Raw genomic sequence first — 23,852 nt, 5'->3', positions numbered from 1 at the left:
TGGAAATGAAATGTTCGAATCCACAGAAGTGCATAAATGAATAGACCCCTGTTCGACCTCGACCTGCTGCGCGCGCTCGTGATGGTCGCCGACTGCGGCAGCTTCACGACGGCGTCCGCGCGCCTGCATTCGACGCAGTCGACGGTCAGCCAGAAGGTGCGCCGGCTCGAGGAAATCGCCGGGCACCGCCTGCTCGACCGCGGCACGCGCGACGTGCGGCCGACCGACGCGGGCGTGACGGTGCTCAGCTATGCACGCCGCATGATCGCGCTGAACGACGAGATGCTGGAAGCGTTGTCGGGCGCCACGGTCGCGCTGACGATCCGGCTCGGCGTGCCCGACGATTTCGCGGCGGGCCGCACGACGCATGCGCTCGCGGCGTTCAAGCGCGCGCATCCGCAGGTGAAGCTCGAAGTGACGTGCGGGCTGAGCCGCGACATCAGCGCGGCATACGACCGCGGCGAGCTCGATCTCGTGCTGATCAAGCAGCGGCGCGACAGCCGCGAGGCCGTCGTGCGCTGGCCCGAAAAGCTGCGCTGGATCGACAGCGCGAAGCATCCGACGATCGATCTCGACCCGGTGCCGATCGTCGTCTTCCCGCCGCGCGGGCTCTATCGCGACGACATGATCAAGGCGATCGAGGAGCGCGGCCGCCGCTGGCGGATCAGCTTCACGACGTCGAGCCTGAGCGGCATCCAGGCCGCCGTCGCGGACGGGCTCGGCATCAGCGTGCTGCCCGCGCGCGTCGTGACGGACGAGCACGTCGTGCTGACCGCCAAACAGGGTTTCGCGCCGATCGAGCACATGGACATCGCGATCCTGCATCGGCCGACGGCCGACCCGATGGTCAGCGAACTGACGAAGGCGCTCGCGACGATGCTGGAGTTGGAGGAGTAGCAAGCAGGCCGGATGCGGCGGCCATGTCAAGGACACCGCCGGCACGGCCGATGCGACGAGATCGCGGGCGCGTCGACATGCCCGAGCGCCCGGCCCCCGTCAGAACATCGTGTTCCCGTTCGCGGCCTGCTCGGGCACGGGTTGATTGACGTCCCAGTGCTCGACGATCTTGCCGTTCTCGAGCTTGAAGATGTCCATGATCGCGCTGCCGCGCGTGCCGGGTTCGCGCACCGCATGCACGTGCAGGATCACGTAGTCGCCGTCGACGAACGAGCGCTTGATCTCGCTGTGCGACTGCGGATACTTGTCGCGCAGGAACGCGACGAACTTGCGGAAGCCGTCGCGGCCGTCGGCCGCGTTCGGGTTGTGCTGCACGTAGCGATCGCCGACGTACGCGAGCGCGGCGTCGGCGTCCTTCTCGTTCAGGCCTTTCTCGTAGAACGCGAGCACCGTCCGCCGGTTGGCTTCCTGCTGCGCGTCCGTTGGCCCGGCCGCCACCGCGTGCGCGGTGGTCACGGCGAACAGGGCCGCCGCCATCCATCGTGCGGCCCGTGCCGCTGTCGTGCGTCGCATCGTCGTCTCCCGGGCAATCCCGCTGAAAACCCGATCATACCGGGGCGACGCTGCGCTCACGCTTCACTCAGACCAGCGCGCTGTGGCGCGCGACGATCTTCCCCGACGACACGACGAGCCGCCGCACCGGCCGCGCAACGACAGCCTCGGCGAACGTCAGCGCGTCGACCAGCACGACGTCCGCGCGGCTGCCCGGCTGCAGCCCGTAACCGTCGAAGCCGCAACCGCGCGCCGCGCCATGCGTCACGCAGTCGAGCGCGACTTCGAGCGCATCGTCGCGGCGGAAATCGTTGCGCATGCCGATCAGCATCGCGCGTTCGAGCATGTCGGGCGACCCGTACGGCGTCCACGTGTCGCGCACGCCGTCGTTGCCGCCGATGACCGTCACGCCCGCCGCGCGGCACGCGGCCACCGGCGGCACGGGCACCGCCGCGGGCGCGGTCGTGACGAGCCCGACGCCGAGTTCGGCCATCCGCGCGAGCAACGCATCGCGCTCGCGTTCGGCGATATCGCCGAGACAGAACCCGTGGCTGATCGTCACCTTGCCCTGCATGCCATGCGTAGCCGTGCGCTGGAGGATCAGGTCGAGCGAATACGCGCCCATCGATCCGCGCTCGTGCAGATGGAGGTCGAGCCCGCGGCCGTGACGCTCGGCGATCGCGAACAGCACGTCCACCGCTTCGACCGGATCGCCTTCGATCGCGCACGGGTCGAGCCCGCCGAGCAGATCGGCGCCGGCGGCCAGCGCTTCGGACAGCAGCGCAGCGGTGCCCGGCCGCTTGAGCACGCCCGATTGCGGAAACGCGACGATCTGGATCTCGACCTGCCCGCGCAGCGTCTCGCGGGTCGCGAGCACACCGTGCAGATGCCGCAGCCCGGCTTCGGTATCGATGTCGACGTGCGTACGGATGCGCGTCGTGCCGGCCGCGAGGAACGCACGCGCCAGCGCGAGCGACGCGGCGCCCGCGTCATGGCCGCTCGTCGCGCGATAGTGGCGCTCGTTCTCGATGCGGTCGACGAGGCGCGGCCCGACCTGGTTGCGATACCACGGCATGCCCCAGTGCGTCTTGTCGAGGTGCGTGTGGCCTTCGACGAGGCCGGGCAGCGCGAGCGCGCCCGCGCCGTCCTCGATCGCGCAGCCGGCGGGCGCGTCGAGCGACGGGCCGACGCGCGCGATGCGATCGCCTTCGATCAGGATGTCGAGCGCGGCGTCGGCGTTCGGGCGGACGTTGCGGATCAGCAGGTTCGTCATGTCGGTTCCGGTGAGGTCGGTCAGTGCAGTGAGTGCGTTCAGTGCGAAGGGGGCACGGCGCATGCCGTGCCGCCGGTCAGGTCGGTCAGCGCGTGAAGCGCAGCGCGGGAGCGAACGGCGCGCCGGTGTCGCTTTCGCCGCGACGGAACACCCAGCGCTCGGCCGGCACGCCCGCGACGGCCGCCGCCGCATTCGGCGCACGCACCGCGACGAACGTCGCATCGCAGCCGACTGCGATTCCATAGTTGTCCTTGCCGATCACGCGCGCACCGGCGTGCGTCGCCATGTCGAGCGCGATGCCGAGCGCTTCGTCGGTGTAGAAGCCCGAACGATAGCCGACCATCATCGCGCGCTGCAGCATGTCGCCGTTGCCGTACGGCCACCAGGCGTCACGGATGTTGTCGTTGCCCGCGAACACGTGCACGCCCGCGTCGCGCAGCGCCTGCACCGGCGGAAACGCGCAGTCGCCCGGCGCATTCGTCAGGATCGACACGCCGGCGTCGGCCAGTGCCGCCGCGGTGCGCTGCACGTCGTCATCGCTTACCTGGCCGAGCGCATACGCATGGCTCACGTTCACGCGGCCACCGAGCCCCGCCGCGCGCGTGCGCGCCGCGATCCGCAGCAGCTGCGCGATGCCCGTTTCACCCGGCTCGTGCAGGTGGATGTCGATCTTCGCGCCGCGCTTCTCGGCGATGCCGAACACGATGTCGAGCTGGCCGTCCGCATCGCCGTCGAGCGTCGTCGGGTCGATCCCGCCGACCACGTCCGCGCCTTCGCGCACGGCCGCGTCGAGGATCCCGGCGGTGCCCGGGCACGTGACGACGCCGGCCTGCGGAAACGCGACGAGTTCGATATCGACGATCCCGCGCCATTGCTCGCGCGCGGCCATCACGGCCTGCAGGTTCGACAGGCCGGTGGTTGCATCGACGTCGACGTGGCTGCGCATCGCGACCGTGCCGAAGGCGGCGGCCTGCGCGATCAGCGCGTTCGCACGCTCGACGATCGGCGGCGCGGCCGCGAGCTGGCGCTTTTCGACCGCGAGCCGCTCGCGCAGCGTGCCGACCGGTTCGTGCGGCACCCAGCGATCGGCGACGAAGCTCTTGTCGAGGTGGATGTGGCCGTCGACGAAGCCGGGCAGCACGACGCGGCCGTCGAGGTCGATCGTTTCCGCGCCGGGCGCGGCGGCGCAATCGGCGCCGATCGCGGCAAAGCGGCCGTCACGGACGACGAGGTGGATGGGCTGGCCGCCGGCGTCGACGGCGTTGATGAAGAGACGATCGGTCATGGCTCGGAATGTGGGGCGGTCGCGGCACGTCGCCGGCGCGGACAGGGGAAGGCACCGCAGCCGGCACGGCGCGACCGTTGACAGGGGATCCGGCCACGATATCGGACGCCGTCTCCCGAGGCCAATTAAATGTCGCGATGCCGCGCATTCGATTTCGCGATGCGCGGCGCGCGCGGCCGCCGGGCCTGGCACGGCGATGGGGCGGGATCACGGGGAAGACGGCGGAAAGGCCGAAGGTCGCGCAGTATCGGCATCGCCGGAAGGCGGATGTCCGGAAGGCGTGTCGCGCCCTTGCCGGGCGTCGCTTTCGCGCGCCGCCCGCGCGGCGATTTACGCGGCAACAGACTTTACACGTTGTTACCCGGCCGCACCGGACGCGCCTCCGGCCATTCCTTATACTCACGCCGAGTTCGCCACCCGTTCCGGCATTCGTCGGCGAACCCGTTGCCGATGCAGGAAACATCATGATGCGCATGCCTTCCACGAAGACCGTTCTGTTCGCCTCGCTCGTCGCCGTCGCGGCGCTTCCGCTGACCGCCTGCGTCGCGCCGGGTTACTACGGCGCGCAGCCGGGGTATCCGCAGCAGCAGCAATACGCGACGCCCGGCTACGCGCAGCCCGCGTATTCGCAACCGGGTTACGTGCAGCAGCAACAGCCGTATCCGAACCAGGCGCCGCAGCCGTACGATCAGTACGGCAACCCGCAGCAATACGGGTCGCAGCCGTATGACCAGTACGGCAATCAGCAGCAGTACGGCAACGGCTACGGCACGCAATACGGCACGGTCTCGAACATCCAGCCGGTCAACGGCTCGGTCGGCCCGTCGGGCGTCGCCGGCACCGTCGTCGGTGCGCTGGTCGGCGGCCTGGTCGGCAACCAGTTCGGCCGCGGTCACGGCCGCGATGCGGCCACCGTGATCGGTGCGCTCGGCGGTGCGGTGGCCGGCAACCAGATCGGCCAGCAGATGGGCGCCGCGCAAGGCCCGAGCAGCTACCGGATCGACGTGCAGGTCAGCGACGGCACGATGCGCTCGTTCGACGTGCAGTCGCCGGGCAACCTGCGTCCGGGCGATCGCGTGCAGATCAACGGCAATCAATTGTCGCGTTATTGATTCCGATGCGGAGCGCCTGACCTGATCGGGCGCCTCGTCGCGCGTTTGGCGTCGGGCACCGGTTCGGCGCGACGGCGCGCCTGTTTCACCTCGCTCACGTTCTTCATGCCCGCGCGGCGCGCATCACGCGCCGCCGATATTTCCGCGACACCCTCGCCCGCAACGCCCCCGTCGCGCGATCACTCCCACGCTCACCCGCACCGGTGCCCCGGGCATCGGCGTCACACCCGCTCGACGCCTAGCCCGACGCGCGTCGACCGCGCTGCCGCCTGCAGGTGCCGCGAACGCCGGTAAATAATCGCCATCAGCGCCATCACCGCCGCGCCGGCATACAGCGACCCGCGCGTCGACGGATCGACGCCGAGCATCACGAACACGAACGCGACGAACACGAGGCAGATCCACGACGTGACCGACGCGTACGGCATGCGGAACGCCACCGTCTCGCCGCGCGCGGCCAGCGCGCGCCGGAACCGCATGTGGGTCAGCACGATCATCGCCCAGATCACGGCCACGTCGAACGACAGGAACGACATCAGCCAGCCGAACACGCGCGCCGGAATCACATAGTTCAGCACCACGCCGACCGACATGAACAGCACGGTCGCCCGCACCGCGCGCGACGGCGACCCGCTTGCGCTCAGCGCCGCGAACGACGCGGGCGCGAGGCCGTTGCCGGCCATGCTCGACAGCATGCGCGCGCCGCTGAACACGATGCAGTTGAAGCTCGACAACGCAGCCGTCACGACCACGAAGTTGACGATGCCGGCCGCCTGCCGCAGCCCGAGCGATTCGAACGTCGTCACGAACGGGCTGCCATGCTCGCCGAGCTCGTGCCACGGATACAGCGCCATGATGATGAACAGCGCGCCGACGTAGAAGATCAGGATGCGCCACAGCACCGAGTTGATCGCGCGCGGGATCATCTTCTGCGGCTCGCGCGCCTCGCCGGCGGTGAGGCCGATCATCTCGACGCCCGCGAACGAATACGCGACGATCGGCAGCGCGCTCACGACCCCGAGCACGCCGTGCGGAAACACGCCGCCGTGGCGCCACAGGTTCGACAGCCCGACGGGCTCGCCGCCATGACCGATCCCGGTGAACACGATCAGCGCGCCGCCCGCGATCATCAGCACGATCGTCACGACCTTCACGATCGCGAACCAGAACTCCAGCTCGCCGTACACCTTCACGTTGAGCAGGTTGAACGCCGAGATCGCGGCGATCGCCGACACGACCCACAGCCACTGCGGCACATCCGGAAACCAGAAGCCCATGTAGATGCCGATGGCGGTCGTCTCCGCGACGCCGACGCCGACCATCAGCAGCCAGTAGCTCCAGCCGACCACGTAGCCGGCGAACGGCCCGACATATTCGAACGCATACGCACCGAACGAGCCGGACACCGGCCGATGCACGGCCATCTCGCCGAGCGCGCGCATGATCAGGAAGATCATCGCGCCGCCGATCAGATAGGCGACGAGCGCGCCGGGGCCGGCCGCCTTGATCGCGGACGCCGAGCCGAGGAACAGACCGACGCCGATGGCCATGCCGAGGGCCATGAACGAAATCTGGCGCGCGCCGAGTTCGCGCCGCATCGTGTGCTGTTGCATGTTGTCTCCAGTCGTTGATCGTCGCGGCGAGCCGGATCGGCCGGCCGCTGGATGGAGCGGCCGGCGTCGTGTGCCGGCCGCCCTGCTGCAGCGCACGGTCGCCGGTTCAGCGGCCGTGCAGAAAGCGTTCGACGCGAAACGGCGTCGGGTCGACGAACGGCTGCGTGCCGGTCATCAGGTCGGCGATCAGCCGGCCGGTCACGGGGCCGAGCGTGAAACCGTGATGCGCATGCCCGAACGCGAACCACAGATCGCGGTGGCGCGGCGCCGCACCGATCACGGGCAGCATGTCGGGCGTGCACGGCCGGCGGCCGAGCCACGGCGCGCCGTCGACGCGCGCGCCGAGCGGAAACAGCTCGCGCGCGACCGGTTCGACGGCGGCGAGCTGGACGGGTGTCGGCGGCGTATCACAAAGCCCGAGCTCGACGCCGGTCGTCAGGCGGATGCCGCGCGTCATCGGCGTGATCAGGAAACCGCTGTCGGCATCGAGCACGGGCCCGTTCAGCCGCGCGCCCGGCTGCGCCGCGTAGTGCATGTGATAGCCGCGCTTGACCGCGAGCGGCAGCGTGTAGCCGAGCCGTTCGCACAGCAGGTCCGACCACGGCCCGAGCGCGACGACTGCCGCGCGCGCATCGACCAGGCCTTGCGCGGTGTCGACGCGCCAGCCGTTCGCGGCCGACAGCGTCAGCGCATCGCCGGTCAGGATGCGGCCGCCGAGCTGCTCGAAGCGGCGCGCATACGCGGTCACGAGTGCATTCGGATCACTGATCGAATCGGAGCCCGTGTAGCGCAGCGCGCCGACCAGCGCGCGGCTCAGGTTCGGCTCGGCGTCGCGCAGCGCGGCCGCATCGAGTGCGTCGAAGGTCACGCCGTATTCGGCGCGCCAGCGCTCGGCGTCACGCGTTTCGGCATCGCGCGTCGCGGCCGTGCGGAACACCTTCAGCCACCCGCCTTCGCGCAGCAATGCGCCGGCGCCGGACGCGTCGATCAGCGCGCGATGCTCGGTCACGCAGTGTTCGATCAGCGGCGCATACGCGCGCGCGATCTCCGCATGGCGCGCCGGATGCGAGTTGCGCCAGTAGCGGTACAGGAACGGAATCAGTTTCGGCAGCGCGCCAAAGTGATATCGGACATCGGGCGAGCGGTTGCACGCGTATTTCAGCAGCGTGCCGAAGCCGCGCGGAAACGCATACGGATACACGCCTTCGCGCTGGATCAGCCCGGCATTGCCGAGCGACGTCTCGTTGCCGGGCGCCTTGCGGTCGACGAGCGCGACCGACAGGCCGCGCTGTTGCAGGTGCACGGCAACGGACACGCCGATCATGCCGCCGCCGAGAACGAGCGTGTCGAATGTCATCGTGAGTGCCTCGGGGCGCGCGGCGCGGGCGTCAGGCGAGCGCGGTCACGGCGATCTCGACGTCGAGACCGGGTTTCATCAGCAACGCCTGCACACAGGCGCGGGTCGGCGCGTGGCCGGCCGGCACCCACGCGTCCCACACCGCATTGAAGGCGTCGAAGTGCGCGGCATCGCTGAGCCATATGTTGGCCGTCAGCACGCGGGTCTTGTCGATGCCGGCCGATGCGAGCAGCGCGTCGATGCGCGTGAGGATTTCGGTCGCCTGCACGGCGATCGGCGCGCCGGCCGTATCGGGCACCTGGCCGGCCAGGTGGACGAAGCCGTTCGCGATCACGACCTGGCTCATGCGCGCGCTCGTCTGCAGACGTTGGATTTCACTGGACATGATGGTTTGCACCTTCGCAAGGCCGGCCGCGACCGGCCGGGAAAATAAATGGCTGGGAAAGCCGCTGCCGTGTGCGGAATCGTCGGGCAACCGCCGCACGGGCGAGCTGCGCCGATACGCACACGTGTCGTTCACGCCGGCCGCACCGGCTCCGCGAGTTTCGCGCCGTCCGATGCTAGAGTGGCCGTCACGCCCACCGTCGGCGATTTCGACGAAAATTATCATATACGAGAAAATTTATTCTCGTATACGACAAAACCCGTATTCACGTCACGGACGCCGCGCCCCGTATCCGCATGCCCAAATCCACCGTCCCCGTTCCGCCGCCCACCGACGCCGCGCCGCAGCTCGACCACCAGACGGTCGGCGCGCGGCTGCGCGACGCGCGCAAGTCGCGCGGCCTGACGCTCGCGCAACTGTCCGAGCGCTCCGGTATCGCGGTGTCGACGATTTCGAAGGCCGAGCGCGGCGACATCGCGCTCACCTACGACAAGTTCGCGGCGCTCACGCATGCGCTAGCGCTCGACTTCGACACGATGTTCGGGCGCCCCGCGCCGGCCGGCGCGATGACGCCGTCGTTCACGCCGGCCGGCCAGCAGATGGTCTATGACACGCCGAACTACGCGTACGGGATGCTCGCGAACGACCTGACCGGCAAGCGGATGGTGCCCGTGCGCGGGCGCATTCATGCGCGCAAGCTGTCGGACTTCGCCGACTACATCCGGCACAGCGGCGAGGAGTTCGTGTTCGTGCTGAGCGGCGAGCTGGAGCTGCGCTTCGAGAACGGCCATGCGTACCGGCTCGGCGCCGGCGACAGCCTGTATTTCGACAGTGCGGTCGGGCACGTGTACCTGAGCCTCGGCGACACCGATGCCGAGGTGCTCGCGTGCTGCGTCGACGGCGATGCCAAGCGGCCGCGCGACGCGATCTGACGGTCTGAATGCGATCACGCGGCGGTGCCGAACGTCGCCGCGCAACACCGGGATTCCTATTACGATAAGGACGATGCATCCCGCGGCCCCAGCGGCTCGCGCCGGCATGCAAGACCATCAACCGGAACGACCCCGATGACGATCACCACCCGCCTGCTCGATGCGGCCGACGCCGCCCGTTTCCAGACCGTTCGCCTGCGTGCGGTCGACACCGCCCCCACCTCATTCCTGCCGACGCTCGACGAAGAATCCCAGGTGCCGGTCGACGAATTCGCGACGCGCATCACGCCGACCCGTGAACGTGCCGTGTTCGGCGCGTTCGACGGCGATACGCTCGTCGGCATCACGGGCGTGCGCCGCGATGCGCGCGTGAAGATCGCGCACAAGGCGACGATCTGGGGCGTGTTCGTCGATCCCGCGTATCGCGGGCAAGGCATCGCGCAAACGCTGCTCGAAAGCGCGACCACGCACGCGGCGCGGGAATGGGACTGCAAGCAGCTGATGCTGTGCGTGAACGAGGTCAACGCCACCGCGGAGCGGCTGTATGCGTCGCAAGGGTTCGTGCGGTTCGGGACGGAACCGCGCTCGATGTTCGTCGATGGGCGGTTCTACGACGAACACCACATGGTCAAGACGCTGGCGTAGCGTGCCGCTGCTGCGAACGGGAAGCGCCAGGCACCGCCAAGCGAGCACCCACTCACCGGCACCGCGCGTCGACGCTCCCGTCATTCGCAGCGACGTCGGCACACCATGGACCGGCGCCGAACACACGTCGAACGAAACAGCCCGAATGTGAGCACACACTAACTTTCCATGCAATACGACAGCGGCCAGTCGTGCCGCTGTCGGTTTATGCGCAAAAACTTTTATTGCAGCAACCCGGCCGGCCAGATCCTTACTTGTCTACCGCCGCCACCCCGCCGCCCGGGATCGTATCGTCCCCCGCCGACGCGACCGGTTCGAACATCAGCACCAGATCGCCCCGATAGCTTCCGTTGATCCCGGCTGCCCCGCGCGTAGCCGGCGCATTGGCACGGATCGTCAGGTTGCGGGTTTCGTCGTAGCCATTGATGCCGGGCTTGACCAGGGTGAGCGTGCGCGCGCCGTCGTGCGCGATGTCCGCGCCGCCGGCCTTGTCCGCCAGCACGACCTTCGCGTCGGTCATGTCGTAGCGGCCGTTCGACAGCCTCAGCGGCTGCAGCAGCGCGACGCGGACGTCGGGATTCGTCGTGTAGACGTGGATCGGCAGCGTTGCGCCGAACGTCTGCGGCGAACCGTCCGTCGCATTCAGCTCGACCACGCCATGGGCGGCCGCATCGCCCGAGGTCGACACGAACAGGCTGTCGCCAATGTGCGCCGTCAGCCGGATCGTCTTGACGACGGCGTGCGGCGACGTCGGGCCCGCCTGGGCGAGGCCGGTGAATGCAATGCATGCGCCCGCCGCGATGAGGTATTTGCCGATCTTCATTTTTCTATTCCATATTCAGGCCGTTTCGTGAAATCCGAACGCCGCCCATGAGCGGTTCGATTCGGACAAAACATTCCGCCCATTCCATTCAAAGTCGATATTCCAGTATCTCGAAATTTGAATGCAATATCCCCGTGGAATGCCATTTACGCCATTGCGCGCACGGGGCCGGCAATGCCCTTTCGCCAGCCTGCCCACCCTGCCGCCACCCTCCCGTAAGGCAGTATTCACCTAGCCATGTGGACATATTCACGCAACGACATGCGTCAACGATAGGTTGCGAAAAACCGGAATCAAATACATGGAAACCTTTATGCCGATTTCCGTTTTTTATTTACCTATGCTATCCCCCAATCAAATTGAATCGAATGGAAACATGAGCCTGGCCTTCGTGCTGCTCGCACGTCAACATGCGCATCATTGAATCACCGCGTCCGAGCACCTGCGTCCGCCTCCGTAATTCCGCCTCTATTCAGCCCCCCGCGCTCCGCGCTATCGTCTTCGTCATCCTCACAGCCCAGGAGCTGCCTTTGCCTTCCCGCCACGGAGTCGACCTCATCCGCGCCCGCGCGCTGTTCGATCGCGAGCGCCGTGCATTCACCGAAGCCATGCCGGTCTCCCGCGCCCTGTCCGCGGAAGCGTCCGAGCACTTGCTGTTCGGCGTGCCGTTGCACTGGATGCAGGACTGGTCGACGCCGTTCTCGCTGTATGTGAAAGAAGCGCGCGGCGCGACCTTCACCGACGTCGACGGCCACCGCTATGCCGACTTCTGCCTCGGCGACACCGGCGCGATGTTCGGCCACGCGCCCGAACCCGTCGCGCGGGCACTCATCGAGCAGGCCACGCGCGGCTACACGACGATGCTGCCGAGCGAGGATGCCGCGTGGGTGTCGCGCGAACTCGCGCGCCGCTTCAAGCTGCCGGTCTGGCAATTCGCGTTGAGCGCGAGCGACGCGAACCGCTTCGTGCTGCGCTGGGCGCGCGCGGCCACCGGCCGCAACACGATCGTCGTGTTCAACGGCTGCTATCACGGCACGGTCGACGACGTCTTCGTCGATCTCGTCGATGGCCGCCCCGTGCAGCGCGACAGCCTGCTCGGGCAGTCGTACGACCTGCTCGCGAACACGCGCGTCGTCGAATTCAACGATCTCGCCGCGCTCGAAGCCGCGCTGAAAGGCGGCGATGTCGCCTGCGTGCTCGCCGAGCCCGCGATGACGAACATCGGGATGGTGCTGCCCGATCCGGGCTTCTGGGAGGCCGCGCGCGAACTGACGCGCCGCCATGGCACGCTGCTCGTGATCGACGAAACGCACACGATCAGCAGCGGCCCGGGCGGCTATGCGGTCGCGCACGATCTCGAGCCGGACATGCTGGTGGTCGGCAAGCCGATCGCGGGCGGCGTGCCGTGCGCGGTGTACGGGTTCAGCGCCGAATTCGCGGAACGCGCGAAGCAGGCGAAGCTGAACGCGCCGCCCGGCCACTCGGGGATCGGCACGACGCTCACCGCGAACATGCTCGCGATGCATGCGATGCGTGCGACGCTCGCCGAAGTCGCGACCGACGCGGCCTATGCGCATATGTTCGAACTCGCCGCGCGGCTGGCGACGGGGCTCGAACAGGCGATCGCGAAACACAAACTGCCGTGGTGCGTGACGCGCATCGGTGCGCGCACCGAGTTTCAATTCGCGCCCGTGCCGCCGCGCAACGGCACGCTCGCCGGCGCGCAGCTCGACAGCGAGCTCGAACACATCGTGCACCTGTACCTGCTGAATCGCGGCGTGCTGATCACGCCGTTCCACAACATGATGCTCGTATGTCCGCAGACGACGGCCGATGATGTCGACCGGCTCGTCGCGCAGTTCGACGCGTGTCTCGGCGAGCTGGTGTGATGCAGTGACATTCGCGGCAGGCAACACATCGCGCGAGCGCGGCCACGATGTGTTGCCTGCGGCTGCGGCGTCGCTCGTGTCGCGTGACAGTGAAACGGACCGCCGCACAGCGAGCCGTTTCCCGTCGCATCCGCCTCATGCAGCGATGCGCTACGCCGCCTTCAACGCCTGCCGCGCCACCGCCTCGAAATACCGCGCGCCGATCGACAGGATCTCGTCGTTGAAGTCATAGCCCGCGTTATGCAGCGGCACGCCGCCGCGCCCGGCGGCCTCGCCGTTGCCGATGAAGACGAAGTTGCCGGGCACCGCCTGCAAGAACGCGCCGAAGTCTTCCGAGATCATCATCGGCTGGACGTTCGCATCCACGTTCTCCGCGCCCGCCACCTGCGCCGCGGCCCGCACGGCCGTGTCGACCCATTCCGGCGAATTCACCGTCGGCGCGAACTCGTGCGTGTACTCGAACGCGCAGGTCGCGCCGTGCGTGCGGCAGATCCCTTCGCTGATCTCGCGCATCCGCGTGGCCAGCAGCGCCTGCACGTCGCGCGAATAGCTGCGCGTGTCGCCCTTGATCGTCACCGTCGACGGCAGCACGTTGCGCAGCCCGTCGGTGATGAACTCCGTGCACGAGATCACGGCCTGCTCGCCCGGATCGAGATTGCGCGACACGATCGTCTGCAGCGCGAGCACGACCTGCGCGCCGATCACGATCGGATCGATGCCCATGTGCGGGCGCGCCGCGTGCGTGCCGCGCCCGTCGATCCGGATCACGAAGTTGTCCTCGCTCGCCATGATGCCGCCCGCACGCGTCGAGAACGTGCCCGCGCGCATGCCCGGCATGTTGTGCGCGCCGAAGATCGCATCGACCGGGAAGCGCTCGAACAGCCCGTCGGCCATCATCGCCTTCGCGCCGCGACCGTGCTCCTCGGCCGGCTGGAAAATGAAGCGCACGGTGCCGTCGAAATCCTTGCGCTCGGCCAGCAGCTGCGCGGCGCCGAGCACCATCGACATGTGGCCGTCGTGCCCGCACGCATGCATCTTGCCGGGCGTGCGCGACGCGTGTTCGCGGCCCGGCGCGTGCTCGGCGATGTTCAGCGCGTCCATGTCCGCGCGGATGCCGATCGCGCGCTTGCCGGTGCCGGCCGTCAGGTTCGCGACGAGCCCCGTGCCGCCGATCCCGCGATGCACGTCGAGCCCGAGCGTCGTCAGGATGCGCGCGACGTAGTCCGACGTGTTCACCTCTTCGAACCCCGTCTCCGGATGCTGGTGCAAGTGGCGGCGCCAGGCCTTCAGTTGCCCCTGCAGCGTGCTTTCTTCGGTTGCGTCCATCGCGTTGGCCTCGTCAGTCGTGGTCGATCGGGATCGGTCGGGATGTCGTTCAGGCCGCCACTGCCGCGCGGTCCAGCCAGGCGCGCTGCCGCGCGAGCACGGCATCGGCCGTTTCGCCGACGCAGTTCCGGTACACGGACGGCGCCGTCGCGCCTTCCGTATTGATCGCCAGCACGCGCGAGTGCGCATCGAGCCCCACCTGCCGCGCGAGCGCCGGGTCGCGCATCAGCACCTCGAGCCCCGCGACGCCGGCCGCGCCCGATTCGCCGGCCACGAGCGGCACGTCGCGTTCACTGCCGGCCGCGAGGCCGCGCATCGCCTGCACCGCGTCTTCGTCGTCGATCAGCATGAAGTAGTCGATGCACATCTCGAGGAAGTCCCACGCCAGCGGCGACGCCTCGCCGCACGCGAGCCCGGCCATCACCGAGTCGACGCTGCCGGTCGCCCTGGACGCGCGCCCCGCGAGCGCACTCTGGTACAGGCAGTCGGCCTGGCGCGGCTCGACGACGACGAAACGCGGCCGCTGCGCGCCGTCGCGCTCCCACAGGTAACTCGCGACGCCCGCGGCGAGGCCGCCCACGCCACCCTGCAGCAGCACGTGCGTGAACGGCCGCCCGTCGTCCTCAGCCGCCTGCGCGGCCGCCTCGGCGGCGATCACGCCATAGCCCTGCATCACGTCGCGCGGAATCGCTTCGTAGCCGTCGTACGACGTATCCGACACGACATACCAGCCGTTTGCCTGCGCGAGCTGCGCCGCGCAGACGACCGACTCGTCGTAGTTCCCCTCGATGCGCACGATCCGCGCGCCGTACGCGGAGATCGCGCGTTCGCGCTCGGCGTCGACGTTTGCGTGCAGCACGATCACGCACCCGCAGCCGATCGCACGCGCGGCGGCGGCGAGCGCGCGGCCGTGATTGCCGTCGGTCGCGCTGATCACCGTCAGGTCGGCCAGTTCCGCCGCGTAGCGGCCGGTGACGAGCCCTTGCGGATCGAGATCCTGCGTGCGTCGCAGCCGCTTCACGAGCCGCACCAGCGCGATCGGCGCACCAAGCGCCTTGAAGCTGCCGAGCGGCGAACGGCACGACTCGTCCTTCACGCTGACGCTCGCGACGCCCAGCCGCGCGGCGAGATCGGGCAGCGCGCGCAGCGGCGTGCGCGCGTTGCCGACGAGCGGCCAGTGCGACAGCCACGCGCCGCTCTCGTCGGCCGATGCGATGTTCATCACGCGGCGCAGCGCGTGGGGATAGGCGGCGCGCGAGGCGCGGGGGTTGGCGATCAGCATGGCGGGCAGCACTCCGTGAGTCGGTTCGGGTCGGGCGCGCACGGGTTGCACGCGCCGCCGGTTCGAAAAATAATATTGCGCATGCGGATCAATAAAATCGCCAAATCGGCGGCCGCCACGCAAAAATTTCTCATTCTTTCGAGGCTTCACGCGCCATCATGACCACCCCACTCGATGCGTTCGATCGCAAGCTGCTGATGGAAATCCAGCGCGACGCGCAAACGCCGCAAAGCGAACTCGGCGCGCGCGTCAACCTGTCGACCGCGGCCGTGAACCGGCGCCTGAAACGTCTCGCCGACGAAGGCGTGATCGAGCGCTACACGGCCGTCGTCGCGCCGGACAAGGTCGATCATCCGCTGACGATCGTCGTCAACGTAGAGGTCGAAAGCGAGCAGATCGACCAGCTCGACGCGATGAAGCGGAGCTTCGAGCGCTGCCCGCAGATCCAGCAGTGCTACTACGTGACGGGGGAATGGGATTTCGTGCTGATCCTGGCCGTGCGCAACATGGATCAGTACAACGCGCTCACGCGCGAGCTGTTCTTCGCGAACAACAACGTGAAGCGGTTCAAGACGCTGGTGAGCATGAGCCGCGTGAAGGTTGGGCTCGAAGTGCCGGTCGAACCGGGCGAATAAGTGAACAGTTGCACACATGAGGCGACCGGCGCACGAATGCATGCGCCGGCCGCCTCCCATCGACGGCTACGTCAGCGACAACTGAAGCTCGCCGCCGAATTCACGTCGCCCGATCCGTTGTAGCGCGCCACCTGCGGATACGGGCACAGCGGCCGCGTACGTCCCGCGCCCCATGACGCTGGCACGTCCGCATTCGGCACCGCGTTCGTCGCATCGCGCGCGGTGGCCACCACCGCACCCGGCGCCTGCCCCTGTTCGACCCACGCGACGAGCGGCGTCAGCAGGTCGAACTGGTCGGCCGCCGGGCCGCCCGAGCAATGGTTCATCCCCGGCACCGGATAGAAGCGCGCGAAATCCGACGCATCGCCGCCGTTCGCCTGCGCAACCCGCGAGTACCAGTCGCGCGTATCGTCGAACGAGAACACCGGGTCGCCGGTGCCGTGATAGACCAGCAGCTTCGCCCCGCGCGTCTTCAGCGCGGACAGGTTGGTCTCGTCGGGCGGCGTCATGAACGTCCACGCGGATTGCGTGTACACGCCGCTGGTCGCGAAGATCGCCGGCGCGTCGTTGTCCATGTCGAAGCCGAGCGCGAAACCGGGCAGGTTCGCGAGCGCCGCGGCGGTTTTCGGCGGCGACATGAACGTGAACGCCATCGCGGCCGGGTCGAGCGTGATCGAATTCGACTGCTTCCACGCGGCCCAGCCGCCGCCGGCGATGCCCGGATCGTACGGAAAGCCCGCGTAGAGCGCCGTGCCCGCGCTGTTGCGTGCGCCGGTGAACACGTTCTCGAGCGCGGTCTTCTGCGCGGTCGTCAGGCAGGCACCCGTGCGCGTGCCGTTCGCGCAGGTCGGGATGTCCGTATCGACGCTGAAGTGCGCCTGGCACGCGGCAACGTCCTGCACCATCCCGTCGGCCGCGCCGTCGAGCGCATCGCATTTCTCGAGGATCTTCGCGCCGACGAACTGCCGCTCCGCGTCGGTGAAGCCGCTGCGGATATCCGGCAGCCCGTTCGAGCCGGTCGCCGATGCGATCTTCGCGAACTGCTGCGCGCCGTACATCTCGCCGATCGCCGCCTTCGGCAGATGAAAGCCCGGATCGCCCGCGATGATGCCGTCGTAGTCCGCCGGGTTGCGCACCGCCGTGACCATCGCGTGACGGCCGCCGTTCGAGCAGCCGCCGAAATAGCTGCGGTCGGGCGCCTTGCCGTACGCGAGCCGGATCACCTGCTTGGCCATCGGCGTGAGCGCATCGACCGCGCCGTAGCCGTAGTCGATGCGCGCCTGCGGATCGAGGCCGAACAGCGGGTTCTGCGCGGCGCTGTGCCCGGAATCCGAGCTGATCACCGCGAAGCCCTGGTTCAGCGCGTCGGTCAGCGGCCCGCCGCCGCCGATCTCACCGGTCGCGGTCACGACGTTGCCGTCGAGGCCGCCGTTCGCCTGGTAGAAGAAGCGGCCGTTCCACGCCTTCGGCAAGCGCATTTCGAAGCCGATCGCATAGGTCTTGCCGTCGACCGTGCTCACGCGCTCGTTCATCTTCCCTTCGATCACGCAGTGCTCGGCGATCGGCTTGCCGGCCACCGTGAGCGCGCCGGCAGCCGCGGTCGTCACCGACGTGAACGACGTGTTCGCATACGCGAGCTTCGCGGCGAGCGCGTCGCAGGTCTGCGCCATCGCGGCCGGTGTCGCGGCGCTCAGGTGCGTCGGTGCGGAATTCACCGAATCGTCGCCGCCGCAACCGGCGAGCATCGCGGCGGCGGACAGCGGCGCAATACAGAGGAATGCAGATTTCCTGTTCAAGATAACTCCCGTTCGGTTCGTCACGCCGGTGAATCAGAACATGTGCCGCACGCCGACCATCGCGCCGAGCTGCCCCATCCCTTCGCCGGGTGTCGTGCCGGGCCCGCCGCCGCTGACCGAGTAGCGCGCATGCGCGCTGTTCCACAGATACGACGACTGTGCGTAGACCGCCGTGCGCTTGGTCAGCAGATAGGTCGCGCGCAGCGTGGCCATCGTCGCGCGCGTGTCGTGCGCGCTGTTGATGATCCGGTAGCCTTCGCCGTCGACGACGAAATCGGGCTTCACCGCATACGACGCGCCGACGAAGAACAGGTCCGAATGCGCGCCGGCCGCGGCCGGCGAACCGGTCGACACGCGCCGCCCGATCCAGCCCGCGCCGATCTTCGCGCCGGCCGCCTGCGCATACGCGCTCACGTGCGCGCGCGCGTCCTTGCCGCCGCTGCTGGTGAACGGAACGGGCGCCACGCCGTCGAAGAAGTTCGCGGCCGCGCCGGTGCCGCCGCGCTGTTCCTCGTACGACGCCGCCGCACCGAAGTACGCGCTGTCGTACTTGAGCATCACCGACCAGTTGCGGCACTGCACCGCGTCGCCCGGCACTTGCCCCGCGCACGTGCCCTGCCCCGGCGAGTTGCCGGTGCCCGCGCCGTCGCGGCCGAACGAATACGCGGCGCCGAACGTCACGCCGCGATACGCGCCGACGTAGGTCACCGCGTTGTCGGCGCGGCCGTTCGGCACGTACGCGTCGAACGAGCCGAGCCCGTAGATGTCGGGGCCGATGATGTCCGCGCCCTGCAGCGCGAGATAGGTCATCGTGTACTGACGGCCGAACGCGAGCGTGCCGAAACCGCTCTTCAGCCCGACGAACGCCTGGCGCCCGAACAACCGGCCGCCCTGGCCGAGATCGCCGCCGCGCACGTTGAAGCCGCTTTCGAGCGTGAACACCGCCTGATAGCCGCCGCCGAGATCCTCGGTGCCGCGCAGCCCCCAGCGCGACGGCAGCTCGCCCGTCACGCCCGGCATCCGCACGACGTGGTCGCCGGCCGCGTTCGCGTGCGACACGTATTCGACGCCCGTGTCGATGATCCCGTACAGCGTCACGCTCGACTGCGCGTGCGCGACCGGCGCGGCAAATGCGCAGCACGCGCCGGCGGCCAGCAGGCCGTTCCTTGTCTTCGTTTTCATTCGTTGCGTCTCCAGACCTTGAGTAAGCGCGCTCTGACGGCGCGCATTGATAAAAACGAACCGTCAGTCGCCGGCTTGCGGGCGGCGAATCAGCACGAATGCAGCGAAGGCCGCGACGAGCGTGACGGGGATGCTCGCGCCGATCACGACCGGCGCGCTGCGGCCCGCGGCCAGCAGCGTCGCAGCCGCGAGCGGCCCGACGACGGAACCGAGCCGGCCGACGGCCACCGCCGCGCCGACACCCGTGCCGCGCATCGCGGTCGGGTAGTAGATCGCCGCGAGCGCATACAGCACCGACTGGCCGCCGACCACGAACATCCCGGCCGCGAACGCGGCGGCCGCGAGCGACGCGAAGCCGGGCGCGGCCGCGAGCGCGGCGAGCGACAGCACGATCCCGATATACATGCCGCCCACCACGCGCGACGCGCGCATCCGGTCGAGCGCCGCGCCGATGCCGAGCGCACCCAGCCCCGCGCCGACGTTGAACGCGATCTGCACGAGGCCGACGTGTGCGCGATCGAGCCCGCGCGAGGCCATCAGCGACGGCAGCCAGTTCAGCAGGAAGTACAGGACGATCAGCGTGCAGAAGTAGCTGACCCACAGCGCGACCGTCGACGTCGTGCGGCCGTCGCCGAACAGCGTGCGTGCGACGCTGGACCGCGCGGCCGGCGTGCCCGCTACGTCGAGATACGCACGCGATTCCGGCAGGAACCACACGAGCAGCGGCACGAGCAGCAGCGGCCCCACGCCGCCGACGTAGAAGATGTGTCGCCATTCGGTGTCGCCCGCGAGCAGCACGCCGATCACCGACGCGATCACGCCGCCGAACGGGATCCCGCAGTACATCGTCGCGACCGCGCTGCTGCGCGAGCGCGGCTCGACCGCTTCGGACGACAGCGCGATCAGGTTCGGCATCGCGCCGCCGAGGCCGATGCCGGTCAGCACGCGCACGACGACGAGCATCGCGAACGTCGATACCTGCGCGGTCGCGAGCGACAGCAGCCCGAACAGCACGACCGATGCGATCAGCACGCGCTTGCGGCCGATCCGGTCGGCGAGCCGCCCGCCGAGCATCGCGCCCGGCAACAGCCCGAAGGTGCCCGCGCTGAACGCGATGCCCATCTGCGATACGGACAGCCCGAATTCGCGCGCCATGCGCGGCGCGGCGACGCCGACCGACTGCAGGTCGAGCCCCTCGAGGAGGGCGATCGCGAAACACAGCGCGAGCGTGGTCGCGACCGTGGGTTTTTCGGCAACGTAAGTGTTCATCCTGTCTCCAGTCCCATGTCTTGTAGTCGGTCAGCCCGGTAACGGCCGCCGCGCGCCGTCGCCGGCCAGTGGCGATGCGGCGCGCAAGGTGTCGTCCGAACGGCCGCCTTTATCAGGCAACCTGATTCACTGGCCGCAAGCATGCCTGCCGGTATCGTGGCCGGCCGGTCGTTGTGCGTGCTTGTTGCTGCTTACTGCTCGCGCGTACTGCTTACGCGTAAATCACGTCGGGATCGCGCCGCGCCGGGTCATACAGCGCGTCGATCGTCGCCGCGCGATGCTTCTGCACGGCCGCCTGGTTCAGCGAACCCTTGTCGGTCACTTCGCCTAGATCGAGCGACGGCGGCGTGTCGATCAGCCGGATGCGCGCGACGAACGTCGAACCGCCGCTCGCCTGCCGGTTCAGCTCGACGAGCCATTGCTCGAACACCGCGCGCACGGCCGGCGCGCGCAGCACGTCGGTCACCGACGCATCGGCCGCGAGCCGCGCCAACGCACGGCACGCGTCGACGCGCGGAAACACCAGCAGCCCGATGTCGTCGCGATTGATCCCGGTGACGACCACGTCCTGCACGTACGGCGCACCGCTCGACACCGCGTTCGCGCGCAATGGCCCGACGCTCACGAAGGTGCCGCTGCTCAGCTTGAAATCCTCGGTCAGCCGCCCGTCGAACAGCAGCCCGAGCTCCGGCCGCGCCGGATCGGCGAACACGCCCGCATCCCCGCTGCGGTAATAGCCTTCGTCGTCGAACACGTCGCGCGGATCGACGTCCGCGTGCCAGTAGCCACGCATCACGTTCGGCCCCTTGAAACGCAGTTCGAGCTTGCCGCCGCACGGCACGAGCTTCGCGTCGCAGCCGGGCGCGGGCAGCCCGATATAGCCGGCGCGCATCAGCGGCCCCGTCGTGAACAGGCACGACGGCGACGCCTCCGTCATCCCGAGGCCGGCCATGATCCGGATCCGCTCGCCGCAATGCGCGTGGGTCACGCGGTCGAGCCGGTCCCACGCGGCCTGCGACAGGCCCGCGCCGCCGAAGAAATACAGCTTCACGCGCGAGAAGAACGTGTCGCGCAACTCGGCATCGCGTTCGAGCGCGGCCGTCAGCTCTTCCCAGCCTTTCGGCACGTTGAAGTAGATCGTCGGCGCGATCTCGCGCAGGTTGCGTACGGTTTCGTCGAAGCGGCCGGGCATCGGGCGGCCGTCGTCGATATACAGCGAGCCGCCGTTGTACAGCGCGATGCCGAGGTTGTGACTGCCGCCGAACGTGTGATTCCACGGCAGCCAGTCGACCAGCACCGGCGGTTCGCGCGTCAGTTCGGGCATCGTCTGGCGCAGCATCTGCTGGTTGCTGCACAGCATCCGGTGCGTGGTCGGCACGGCCTTCGGCTGCTTCGTCGAGCCGGACGTGAACAGGATCTTCGCGAGATGATCGGGGCCGACCGCCGCGTGGATCGCGTCGATCGTGCGCGGAGGGGTGGCGAGCAAGTGCGAGAGCGGCACCGCGCGGCCCTTTCCGTCGGCGTCGACATCGGCATCGTCGTCGCGTGCGACGATCAGCGCCGCATCGGCCGGCAACACGGCGTCGAGCGCACGCGCGAACGGCGCGCGTTCGGCGACGAACACCGCACCCGGCTTCAGCACGCCGAGCGTATGACGCAGCTTGCCGTAGTCGGTCGATACCAGCGAATACGCGGGCGAGATCGGCGAGTACGGCACGCCGGCCAGCATCGCCGCGAACATCAGCTGCAGATGCTCGAGATCGTTGCCGGACAGCACCGCGAGCGGACGCTCGGCCGACAGCCCGAGATCGACGAGGCCCTGTCCGAGCGCGCGGGCGCGGTCGAGCATCTGCGCGTAGGTGATCTCGATCCAGCGGCCGTCGTCGCCGCGCTTCGCGGCCAGCACGCGATCGGGATGCGCTTGCGCGCCGTTCACGAGGCAGTCGGTCAGGCGCGTCGGGTAGTCGCCGAGCGGTTCGCGCGAACGCAGGTACCACGCGCCGTTTTCCGCGCGACGAATCTCGGCCGCGCCGACGGCGACGGCCGCCGCGCGATAGCGCACGCCGCCGGTATCTTGTGCGGCCTCGCCCGGAGGCTTCGCTACATTCATCGTCGCCTCGCTCATATCGGGTAATGCCGCGGCGTGGTCTGCACGGTGATCCAGCGCAGCTCGGTGAATTCGGCGATCGATGCACGGCTGCCGAAGCGGCCGTAGCCGCTCGCCTTCGTGCCGCCGAACGGCATCTGCGCCTCGTCGTGTACGGTCGGGCCGTTGATGTGGCAGATCCCCGATTCGATCCGTCGCGCGACCGCCATCGCGCGCGCGATATCGCGGCTGAACACGCTCGACGACAGCCCGAACTCGCTGTCGTTCGCGAGCGCGACCGCTTCGTCGTCGCTGTCCGCGCGCAGGATCGCGACGACCGGCGCGAACGATTCCTCGCGATACAGACGCATGTTGCGCGTCACGCCATCGACGATCGCCGGCTGCATCGTCGCACCTTCGACGCGACAGCCGAGCGGCAGATTCGCGCCATGCACCCGCGCATCCTCGACGAGCGACGCCGCGCGCGCGGCGGCCGCCGCGTCGACCATCGTGCCGAGCGGATGGCCGGCCAGCGGATCGCCTGCGACCAGCGTGCGCGCCTTCGCGGCGAGGCGTTCGACGAGCGTATCGGCAACCGCCCGCGCCACGATCACGCGCTCGGTCGACATGCAGATCTGCCCCTGGTTGAAGAACGCGCCGAACGCGATCGCATCGACGGCTGCGTCGAGATCCGCATCGTCGAGCACCAGCACCGGCGCCTTGCCGCCGAGTTCGAGCAGCACCGGTTTCAGGTGCGCCGCCGCGTGGCGCGCGATGATGCGCCCGACATGCGTCGACCCGGTGAAGTTGATGCGCTTCACGTGCGGATGCGCGATCAGCCGCTCGACGAGTTCGGGTGCGTCGGCCGCCGCGTGCGTGATCACGTTGACCACACCCGCGCCGAGCCCCGCTTCATCCAGCACCGCGCCGATCAACGCATGCACGCCGGGGCACGCTTCGGATGCCTTCAGCACGACCGTGTTGCCGCACGCGAGCGGCATCGCGAGCGCGCGCGTGCCGAGGATCACCGGCGCGTTCCACGGCGCGATGCCGAGCACGACGCCGCACGGCACGCGCATCGCGAGCGCGAGATTGCCGGGCACGTCGGACGGGATCACGTCGCCGGCGATCTGCGTCGTCATCGACGCGGCCTCGCGCAGCATGTTCGCCGCGAGCGTCACGTTGAAGCCGATCCAGCCCGGCGTCGCGCCGGTTTCGGCCACGCCGGTCGCGATGAACGCGTCGATGCGCGCGTCCATCAGGTCGGCCGCCTTCAGCAGCAGCCGGCGGCGCTCGGTCGGCGCGAGCGCCGACCAGGCGGGAAACGCGCGGTGCGCGGCGTCGATCGCCGCGTCGGCGTCGGCGAGGCCGGCCGCCGGCGCGCGCGACGCCAGCGCGCCCGTCGCGGGGTTGAAGCGGTCGAAAGTGCGGCCGTCGCGAGCGTTGCACCACTCGCCGGCGATCAGCATCCGTCTGTCGGTCATGTTGTCTCCTGCCTTGCCTGTCTCTTGCG

General features: G+C 68.9%; 20 protein-coding genes. 6 read left to right on the top strand and 14 right to left on the bottom strand.

Annotation, left to right across the window (positions count from 1 at the left end; translation table 11 throughout):
- Window positions 1–36: 36 nt before the first annotated feature.
- Window positions 37–897: a LysR family transcriptional regulator gene (locus CFB43_RS17970; RefSeq protein ID WP_069252751.1), complete on the top strand. Its 861-nt coding sequence runs from the start codon at window positions 37–39 to the stop codon at window positions 895–897.
- Between the two features lie 99 nt (window positions 898–996).
- Here the strand turns inward: CFB43_RS17970 and CFB43_RS17965 are convergent, their stop codons facing one another.
- The 3 genes from CFB43_RS17965 to CFB43_RS17955 form a co-directional block, all read right to left on the bottom strand.
- Window positions 997–1,470: a nuclear transport factor 2 family protein gene (locus CFB43_RS17965; protein ID WP_089484770.1), complete on the bottom strand. Its 474-nt coding sequence runs from the start codon at window positions 1,468–1,470 to the stop codon at window positions 997–999.
- A 67-nt stretch (window positions 1,471–1,537) separates the two neighbouring features.
- On the bottom strand, window positions 1,538–2,722 hold the full coding sequence (locus CFB43_RS17960; protein ID WP_089496167.1) for an amidohydrolase family protein: 1,185 nt from the start codon (window positions 2,720–2,722) through the stop codon (window positions 1,538–1,540).
- Between the two features lie 85 nt (window positions 2,723–2,807).
- On the bottom strand, window positions 2,808–4,007 hold the full coding sequence (locus CFB43_RS17955) for an amidohydrolase family protein (RefSeq protein ID WP_089495969.1): 1,200 nt from the start codon (window positions 4,005–4,007) through the stop codon (window positions 2,808–2,810).
- 464 nt (window positions 4,008–4,471) lie between these two features.
- Between CFB43_RS17955 and CFB43_RS17945 the strand changes: the two genes are divergently transcribed.
- Window positions 4,472–5,119 (top strand): glycine zipper 2TM domain-containing protein, encoded by a 648-nt coding sequence (locus tag CFB43_RS17945; RefSeq protein WP_089428777.1) that lies wholly within the window; start codon window positions 4,472–4,474, stop codon window positions 5,117–5,119.
- Between the two features lie 221 nt (window positions 5,120–5,340).
- Here CFB43_RS17945 and CFB43_RS17940 read toward each other — a convergent pair whose 3' ends face one another.
- From CFB43_RS17940 to CFB43_RS17930, 3 genes are all read right to left on the bottom strand, one after another.
- Entirely contained in the window at window positions 5,341–6,732 is a 1,392-nt protein-coding gene (locus CFB43_RS17940; protein WP_089433510.1) for an amino acid permease, read from the bottom strand.
- 106 nt (window positions 6,733–6,838) lie between these two features.
- Window positions 6,839–8,089 (bottom strand): NAD(P)/FAD-dependent oxidoreductase, encoded by a 1,251-nt coding sequence (locus CFB43_RS17935; RefSeq protein WP_089495967.1) that lies wholly within the window; start codon window positions 8,087–8,089, stop codon window positions 6,839–6,841.
- 31 nt (window positions 8,090–8,120) lie between these two features.
- Window positions 8,121–8,474: a RidA family protein gene (locus tag CFB43_RS17930; RefSeq protein WP_089475899.1), complete on the bottom strand. Its 354-nt coding sequence runs from the start codon at window positions 8,472–8,474 to the stop codon at window positions 8,121–8,123.
- Between the two features lie 296 nt (window positions 8,475–8,770).
- Between CFB43_RS17930 and CFB43_RS17925 the strand changes: the two genes are divergently transcribed.
- Entirely contained in the window at window positions 8,771–9,406 is a 636-nt protein-coding gene (locus tag CFB43_RS17925) for a helix-turn-helix domain-containing protein (protein WP_011353677.1), read from the top strand.
- Between the two features lie 135 nt (window positions 9,407–9,541).
- On the top strand, window positions 9,542–10,051 hold the full coding sequence (locus CFB43_RS17920; protein ID WP_089495966.1) for a GNAT family N-acetyltransferase: 510 nt from the start codon (window positions 9,542–9,544) through the stop codon (window positions 10,049–10,051).
- Window positions 10,052–10,301: 250 nt separating this feature from the next.
- Here the strand turns inward: CFB43_RS17920 and CFB43_RS17915 are convergent, their stop codons facing one another.
- The gene (locus CFB43_RS17915) at window positions 10,302–10,874 is read right to left on the bottom strand and encodes a hypothetical protein (RefSeq protein WP_089495965.1); all 573 of its coding nucleotides are present in this window, start codon (window positions 10,872–10,874) and stop codon (window positions 10,302–10,304) included.
- 530 nt (window positions 10,875–11,404) lie between these two features.
- Here CFB43_RS17915 and CFB43_RS17910 point away from each other — a divergent pair.
- Window positions 11,405–12,763: an aspartate aminotransferase family protein gene (locus CFB43_RS17910; protein WP_089495964.1), complete on the top strand. Its 1,359-nt coding sequence runs from the start codon at window positions 11,405–11,407 to the stop codon at window positions 12,761–12,763.
- Between the two features lie 150 nt (window positions 12,764–12,913).
- Here CFB43_RS17910 and CFB43_RS17905 read toward each other — a convergent pair whose 3' ends face one another.
- Both CFB43_RS17905 and CFB43_RS17900 read right to left on the bottom strand, forming a co-directional pair.
- Complete coding sequence (locus tag CFB43_RS17905; RefSeq protein ID WP_089495963.1) at window positions 12,914–14,089, bottom strand: M20 aminoacylase family protein; 1,176 nt, start codon at window positions 14,087–14,089, stop codon at window positions 12,914–12,916.
- A 49-nt stretch (window positions 14,090–14,138) separates the two neighbouring features.
- Window positions 14,139–15,371 carry a diaminopropionate ammonia-lyase gene (locus CFB43_RS17900; protein ID WP_089495962.1) on the bottom strand — a complete coding sequence of 411 codons (1,233 nt, stop codon included), beginning with the start codon at window positions 15,369–15,371 and terminating at the stop codon, window positions 14,139–14,141.
- A gap of 158 nt (window positions 15,372–15,529) precedes the next feature.
- On the opposite strand from CFB43_RS17900, the gene CFB43_RS17895 reads away from it, so the two are divergent.
- The gene (locus tag CFB43_RS17895; RefSeq protein WP_089459233.1) at window positions 15,530–16,006 is read left to right on the top strand and encodes an Lrp/AsnC family transcriptional regulator; all 477 of its coding nucleotides are present in this window, start codon (window positions 15,530–15,532) and stop codon (window positions 16,004–16,006) included.
- A 71-nt stretch (window positions 16,007–16,077) separates the two neighbouring features.
- Here the strand turns inward: CFB43_RS17895 and CFB43_RS17890 are convergent, their stop codons facing one another.
- From CFB43_RS17890 to CFB43_RS17870, 5 genes are all read right to left on the bottom strand, one after another.
- Window positions 16,078–17,802, bottom strand: coding sequence for a tannase/feruloyl esterase family alpha/beta hydrolase (locus CFB43_RS17890; RefSeq protein WP_089495961.1), 1,725 nt, complete (start codon window positions 17,800–17,802; stop codon window positions 16,078–16,080).
- Window positions 17,803–17,835: 33 nt separating this feature from the next.
- Entirely contained in the window at window positions 17,836–18,984 is a 1,149-nt protein-coding gene (locus CFB43_RS17885; protein ID WP_089495960.1) for a porin, read from the bottom strand.
- A 63-nt stretch (window positions 18,985–19,047) separates the two neighbouring features.
- A complete protein-coding gene (mhpT, locus tag CFB43_RS17880; protein WP_089495959.1) occupies window positions 19,048–20,253 on the bottom strand; it encodes a 3-(3-hydroxy-phenyl)propionate transporter MhpT in 1,206 nt (401 codons plus the stop codon).
- Window positions 20,254–20,464: 211 nt separating this feature from the next.
- The gene (locus CFB43_RS17875; RefSeq protein WP_373452552.1) at window positions 20,465–22,378 is read right to left on the bottom strand and encodes a feruloyl-CoA synthase; all 1,914 of its coding nucleotides are present in this window, start codon (window positions 22,376–22,378) and stop codon (window positions 20,465–20,467) included.
- Window positions 22,375–23,823 (bottom strand): aldehyde dehydrogenase, encoded by a 1,449-nt coding sequence (locus tag CFB43_RS17870; RefSeq protein WP_089495958.1) that lies wholly within the window; start codon window positions 23,821–23,823, stop codon window positions 22,375–22,377. The genes CFB43_RS17875 and CFB43_RS17870 overlap by 4 nt, the downstream gene beginning before the upstream one ends.
- Between the last annotated feature and the right edge of the window lie 29 nt (window positions 23,824–23,852).

This window comes from Burkholderia sp. AU15512, from assembly GCF_002223325.1.
Classification (GTDB): Bacteria; Pseudomonadota; Gammaproteobacteria; order Burkholderiales; family Burkholderiaceae; genus Burkholderia.
This window is presented reverse-complemented; position numbering and strand designations above follow the sequence as displayed.